The organism is Trichlorobacter sp. (assembly GCF_030247655.1).
Taxonomy (GTDB): Bacteria; Desulfobacterota; Desulfuromonadia; order Geobacterales; family Pseudopelobacteraceae; genus Trichlorobacter.
In genome coordinates, this window is the sequence record NZ_JAOTRZ010000168.1 from 1 (window position 1) to 6,599 (window position 6,599).

Below are 6,599 nucleotides of genomic sequence, written 5' to 3' on the forward strand. Positions count from 1 at the left end.
AAGCAGCAATAGCCTGCTATCCATTGATACGTGCGTCATGTTCAAGCTCCGCAGGGGTCAGGTTATACAGGCTGTCAAGAAAACAGGGAACAAAGCTGCCGGGACCGTTGGCACCTGCAGCGGCCCGTTCTCCGGCCAGCCCATAGTACGCCAGCGCGGTTGCCGCTGCTGAGACCGGATCAGGATCAACCCCGCTAAAGGCGGCAATCACGGCAGTAGCACCGCAACCGGTGCCGGTAACCGCCCCCATCAGCGGATGCCCGTTATCAACCCGGATTACCCGACAGCCATCGGTAATCAGATCCTGCGGTCCGGTGATCGCCACCGGCACCCCCAGTTCCTTTGCCAACCGGATCGCCTGTTCAGCAGCCTGATCCACCGTATCAGCCGCATCCACCCCTTTGGTGTGGGCCTGGGCACCGGCCAGGGCCAGGATCTCTGAGGCATTGCCCCGCACCACACTGACTTTGGTCTCTGCAAGAATCCGTTTTGCGGCATTGGTGCGCAGCGTTGTGGCACCGGCCCCCACTGGATCAAGGATGATCGGCACCCCCAGGCTGGTGGCCTTTTTACCGGCCTTGACCATGGCATCAACCCAGTCATCAGTCAGGGTGCCGATGTTCAGCACCAGTGCCCTGGCAAAGCCCACCATCTCCTCCACCTCATTCTCGGCATGGGCCATGACCGGTGAGGCACCACTGGCCAGCAGGATGTTGGCAGTGAAGTTCATGACGACAAAGTTGGTGATGTTATGGACCAGCGGTCTGGTCTCCCGTAGTTTGGTCAGGTTTAGTGCGGCCTGTTGCTGAATGGTTGGCATGGTTCCCTCGTTTGGACAGCCGTATCGGCTGAAAATCTGGTACACTACTATAGATGAAGTTTAGCCAGTACCAGTAGATGGCAGGAAGTTCAACAGAAAGTAGGTGACAAGATGAAGGTTACACCGTTTTTTGCACTGCTTGCCCTGGCCATAGTTGCTCTGAGTACACGGACGGCGCAGGCCGATACCAGCCTAGCGCCTTTGCAGACCGTGCAGCAGGTGGATCTGAAGCGCTACCTTGGGCAGTGGTATGAGATCGCCCGCTACCCCAACCGATTTCAGAAAGGCTGTCTGGAGAGCAGCGCCAACTATACTTTGCGAAGTGATGGCGACATTGAGGTATTGAATCGTTGCAAGGACAGTGCGGATGGTAAGCAGCGCCAGTCAAAAGGCCATGCCTGGGTGGTGGACAGCACTAGTAATGCGAAGCTGAAGGTCTCGTTTTTCTGGCCGTTTAGGGGTGACTACTGCAGGGAAAAATACAGGGACACCATACCCATTAATGGTTGACGCTGTAAAGGCAGGAGGATAATTTTATCGCATGCCACGAATAGCCCGCATCATTGCACCCGGTATACCACATCACGTTACCCAACGTGGTAATCGCAGAATGGAAACGTTCTTCCGGGATGAAGACTATCAAGCGTATCTTGCCTTGATGGCCGAATGGTGCCGGAAATACAACGCTGTAATTTGGGCCTACAGCCTGATGCCAAATCATGTTCACCTCATTGCCGTACCCGAGACGGAAGAAAGTTTGCGCCTGGCAATCGGTGAGGCCCATCGCCGCTACTCCGCCATGATCAACCGTCGCCAGAAATGGACAGGTCATCTGTGGCAGGGGAGATTCTCATCGTTTCCCATGGATGAAAGCTATTTGTTCGCAGCAGCGAAATACGTTGAAATGAATCCGGTGCGTGCGCGACTCGTCACCGATCCCTTTTCGTGGCAATGGAGCAGCGCCAGTGCCCATGCTGCCGGGGAGGATGATGTGCTTGTCACGGTAGCGCCGTTACTGGAAATGGTTGGTGATTGGCGACTGTTCCTGGAAGAAGTTGACGAAGATGATGCGAAGAAGATCCGCTGTCATGAGCGGACCGGTAGGGCACTGGGAGGAGACGCCTTCCTCGACTCACTTGAGAATTCTTTGCAGCGAATGGTGAAACCGAGAAAAGCAGGTCGCAAGAAAAAGGATGCTAAATAGATATGGTGTCCCTGTATTGTCCCGTGTCCCTGTATTGTCCCGTGTCCCTGTATTGTCCCGGAATCGGCCTTGGGCCGTCTGGCAGTCTGTCGGTTTTACGATCTAAAAACAGGTAAAATTAAATAGCCTTGACGCCCAATAATCCGTAAAATCGTCTACCGATTTCTGAGTAGATTCCTTCTTAATACTTTATAGCCGATGCCCGCGACTTGTGCGTATCCATTTGTCTGATAAACTGCAGAATGAGTAGTTGCTCATTTTGCTGTTGTTTTGATTCCGAGATGAAAAGATGAGGCGATATTTTGGGGTAGGAAGGGGAAAGTGCATGATTGGAAAAATACTTACTGTTTTTTTACTGGTTTTTACTGTTGCTGGATGTGCATCGGCACCGCACGGGGTTGACAGTTCTCTTTATACCAGTACCCGGGTAAGCGATATGCAAGGATATAGTGATGGTCTCGCAGCGGTAAGGGTTGATGAGAAATGGGGCTATGCCGATACCTCGGGTGCTCTCGTCGTTTTACCACAATTCAGCCAAGCGGGATCGTTTTCAGAAGGATTCGCCCCGGTTCGCTTCAATACGCGTTGGGGGCTGATCGATAAGAACGGAAACTATGTCATTATACCAACATATGAAGAACTTGGTGAGGTTTCCCAAGGGCTTGTTCCGGTAAAGATGAATGGCAAATGGGGATATCTCAAACAACCGGATAAGGTGGTGATACAGCCTCAGTTTGATGAAGCAGGCCCGTTCAGGCAGGGTCTGGCACTCGTTGACATGGGATCTCGAAAGGGGTTCATTAGCAGCAATGGGCAATTTGTCGTCAATCCGAGATTTGCGTTTCTCGGCACGTTTGGTAACGGCTTGGCTCCCGCCTCACTTTCAGGTAAGCAGGATTCCTTTGGCTATGTCGATGGAACGGGTGAATTCAAGGTCAAGGCCACCTTCGATATGGCTGGTGTTTTTTCCGACGGGTTGGCCCCGGTATTGGATGACGGGAAATGGGGCTATATAGATCCACAGGGCCGGATGGCCATCAACCTGAAATATGATGACGCGGGCCCGTTCCAGAATGGTCTTGCCCCGGTCAAATTGTTGGACAAGTGGGGATACATTGACCGCGAAGGAGCCATCGTGATTGCCCATCAATTTGCCCGCGCGTACCCGTTTACCGGTGATAACGCCCTGGTTGTCGATCTAAATGGCAAGGGCTATTATATTGACCGCTCAGGAAGACAACTACACAGCCTGACCGGGTCTATTTCTGTTCCTTCCGCGTCCAAGGCGTTGCCGGTTAATAGCTCTTTAAAACCTGCGGCGCAAACAGAGTCTGGCCAGCCCGGCACTTTTCGTGAAGGGAGCAAGGCCGGATTTGTAACTCTGGAGCCGATAGAGTACAGCCTTCAGGATGAAAAAAGTGGCATTACAAAGTATAAAACCAGTGAATCTCGTATCTTTTATTCCTTTCACCCGGCAGATCCTGGTGCCAAATCCCCAAAGACACTATTTGTCATGTTGAACGGCGGTCCTGGTGCTGGGACAGTGGTAAATCTCCTTTCTATGAATACAGCACCCTATACGTTGGACAGGGAGCATCAGGCCGAGAAAAGTGGTGGTTATTCGGAAAATAAATTCAGTTGGACCAGTATCGGAAATCTGCTCTATATCGATGCCCCGGCTACAGGCTTTTCCTACATGGTTTCACCAGAGTCGAGAACCATGGAGGGCCGACGATTGGAGTTTATGGCCAGGGGCAATTTCAACCCTTTCATTGATGCAGCCCAGATTGTCAGGACTATCCTGCGTTTCATGGAGGACAAACCGGCAATGCGGGATGCTGAGGTCGTCTTGGTGGGGGAGAGCTATGGCGGTACGAGGGTCTCCACCATGCTTAATCTGCTGCTCTTTCATGATCGCTATGCTGATGGTTCAAGCGTATTCAGGGATGAAGGGCTGGTTCGGGAGATCAAGGCTCATTTTAAAGCTCTCTTTTCCGACCAGGAGCTTACCCCCAAAGTTGTGGCAGGACAGTTTGGGCGTCAAGTGTTGATACAGCCGGAGTTGTCCGGGGGATATCAGGATGAAATCAGCGGGTACATGTTTTTTGGTAAAAACGGGTATAAGGACAGCGTCATGAAGGATCTGGCCCGAGAGGCCGGACATGAAGGCGAGTTTGATAGTTATTATCCGTTTAAATGTCGAATCCTGGGAGGACGGGAGACGGCCGCCTGCGCCATCATATACTGGGTGCCTCACTTCGACCGCGACCTATACAATAGTTCAAAAAGAAGCACCTGGTCTAATGAGCTTGAGGCCTATGCCGCAAAATCGCTCAGAAACACAACGGCACTATCAACCGTCTTGCAGTACAACGTAGCGGATATAAAACCGATGTACGCCACTGCCAGAAACAATGCCTATCGGCTGATTTTCGGTATTGCAACCGGTGAGGGTTTTTTAAATGACAAAGATAACCCGCCCGGAAGGGTGGACTGGTATGCAGATCCACAGATGCAGAAATATCTTCCCAAGAATCCGGCTGCCATGGCTCGTTTGATCAGTTGGGGCGAGTCTCAGGCCCAGATGTACAAAAAGTCTGAGGACGGCAGAAGTTTCAGTGAGAAAGATATGAACCGGCTTTTTGGTAGTCTGAATTACTGGGACAAATATCTGGTGGAGATGAACCTGTCGGCGTTCTTGGCCTTTACCGGTATTTCAGACGAAGTAGAGCGCTATATGATTAACCCGGACAGTTCGCCACGCTACGGCCTGATGTTTCTTGAGAATCTGACACTGGTAAACACCTTTCTGACTGATGCCGCACATGATCTGGTTATCTATTCTCCCGCCATTCCAGAGGCGTTGTTAAAATACACCGATGTTGTTTCCAGGGTAGCGTATAAGCGGGGAAGCGAGGCCCCCGGTGCTGAGCTGCTGGGGATGTTCAAGGTTGAGTATAAGCCTGGAGCATTTAAGTCGAAGGAAACGCCGCAATCTGCAAACATTTTTTATCCCTACTATGCAAAATCCGGGCATTCCGTGTCGTCTGCGCAGCCTGGAGAGCTTTTATCTGATATCAATGAGTGGTTAAAAGTCCGTTGACGATGTGATGGGCCGGGATGAATAAAGCAGAGGAAAGTCTGTTGACATGGTAAGGGGCGCCGGTCTGTCTTGCAGACAGACCGGCGCTTTTTTGCAAGTTACAGGGGGGGCCGCAGGATGAAGTTGCCGGTGGCAGCCGTGCAACTGATCCGGCTTGGTGAGCCGGTGCTGGCAGTGCAGCGCTTTGACCGGCAATGGGCCCCACAGGGGACCATAGACCGGCTGCATCTGATTGATGGCTGCCAGATGCTTGATCTGCCCCCGATCTATAAATATGAGCGTCCCTTTGGTAAAGGTGGCCACGCTGCCGTGATCCGCTCAGGCGCCAGCCTAGCGCTGCTCTTTGCTGCCTGCAACCGCTGCCGGGTTCCGGCTGCGGCACTGCGCGACCTGTTACAGTGGGTACTGTTAAACCTGCTGATCGGTAACAGTGATGCCCATGCCAAGAATCTCTCCTACTTTGTCGGGGTAAACGGCATGCAGATCGCTCCGGCCTATGACCTGCTCTGTCTGGACAGCTACGCCAGCCAGTATGACCGCGATCTGGCGCTGGCAGTGGGTGATACCTTTGATCCTGAAGCAATACAGCCGTTTCAACTGCCAGAGCTGTGTGAAGCCTGCAAATTGCCACAACGGCAGGTGGCTCGTACCTTGACCTCCCTGTGCCGGAACATGCTGCAACAGCTTGATAATTTTACCTTTGTAGTTGAGCTGACCGATAATGAGCAAGCCTTTGGTGATGACTTGTTGGCGCACCTGCGTGAGAATGCCGAGAAATACCTGCGGTTTGCAGGGGAGCTGCCCAATGTGGTGCTGTAGCGGAAATTGATTTCAGCAGGAAAATACAGGGAAAATACAGGGACACCTTACCCCACTGCTCTGTCAGTCTCACCTCGTTGGGCGAAGCATAAAATCGAGCACTTGCATTGGTCTCTTTATGGGTCTATATTTTGACCAGAATAATATTCGTATCAAGGAGACAAGACAATGAGAGCTATTTCAATCAGCAATGACATTGTTCCAATTGCAGAATTTAAAACCAATATTTCCAGGTGGTTCAAAATACTCCAAACATCCAGACATCCACTTGTCATTACCCAAAACAGCAAACCAGCCGGTGTACTGTTGTCCGCTGCGGATTACGATGAATTGGTTTACCGAAAATCTTTTCTTGATTCTGTTGAAAAGGGGATTGCAGACGTTGAAAACGGGCGCACCCAAACTACAAACGAACTACGAAAAGCACTGTTAGCCCGAAGAAGTACGGGTAACCCATGAGCTTAACATGGTCACAGGAAGCTGAAGAAAATCTGGTTGATATAGAGGAGTTTATTGCACGTGACAGTGTAGAGCGCGCTGTTCGGTTTGTTGATGCCCTAATTGACCAGACTGAAGCAATTTTGGCTGACAATCCGAGAAGTGGAAGGACTGTGCCGGAAATAGGTAATCCTGATATTCGAGAGCTTATTTAT

General features: G+C 51.4%; 7 protein-coding genes. 6 read left to right on the top strand and 1 reads right to left on the bottom strand.

Features of this window, described 5'->3' with window-relative positions:
* Positions 1 to 16: 16 nt before the first annotated feature.
* The gene (gene thiM / locus OEL57_RS12575) at positions 17 to 820 is read right to left on the bottom strand and encodes a hydroxyethylthiazole kinase (protein ID WP_300740878.1); all 804 of its coding nucleotides are present in this window, start codon (positions 818 to 820) and stop codon (positions 17 to 19) included.
* Between the two features lie 111 nt (positions 821 to 931).
* Between thiM and OEL57_RS12580 the strand changes: the two genes are divergently transcribed.
* The 6 genes from OEL57_RS12580 to OEL57_RS12605 form a co-directional block, all read left to right on the top strand.
* Entirely contained in the window at positions 932 to 1,330 is a 399-nt protein-coding gene (locus tag OEL57_RS12580) for a lipocalin family protein (protein WP_300740879.1), read from the top strand.
* A gap of 31 nt (positions 1,331 to 1,361) precedes the next feature.
* Positions 1,362 to 2,024, top strand: coding sequence for a transposase (locus tag OEL57_RS12585; protein ID WP_300740880.1), 663 nt, complete (start codon positions 1,362 to 1,364; stop codon positions 2,022 to 2,024).
* Positions 2,025 to 2,349: 325 nt separating this feature from the next.
* On the top strand, positions 2,350 to 5,127 hold the full coding sequence (locus tag OEL57_RS12590; RefSeq protein ID WP_300740881.1) for a WG repeat-containing protein: 2,778 nt from the start codon (positions 2,350 to 2,352) through the stop codon (positions 5,125 to 5,127).
* A gap of 69 nt (positions 5,128 to 5,196) precedes the next feature.
* Positions 5,197 to 5,946, top strand: a complete 750-nt coding sequence (locus tag OEL57_RS12595; RefSeq protein WP_300740882.1) for a HipA domain-containing protein — start codon at positions 5,197 to 5,199, stop codon at positions 5,944 to 5,946.
* A gap of 168 nt (positions 5,947 to 6,114) precedes the next feature.
* Complete coding sequence (locus tag OEL57_RS12600; protein ID WP_300740883.1) at positions 6,115 to 6,405, top strand: type II toxin-antitoxin system Phd/YefM family antitoxin; 291 nt, start codon at positions 6,115 to 6,117, stop codon at positions 6,403 to 6,405.
* Positions 6,402 to 6,599, top strand: a 198-nt coding sequence (locus tag OEL57_RS12605) for a type II toxin-antitoxin system RelE/ParE family toxin (RefSeq protein WP_300740884.1), incomplete at its 3' end; no start/stop codon positions are given. The genes OEL57_RS12600 and OEL57_RS12605, both read left to right, overlap by 4 nt.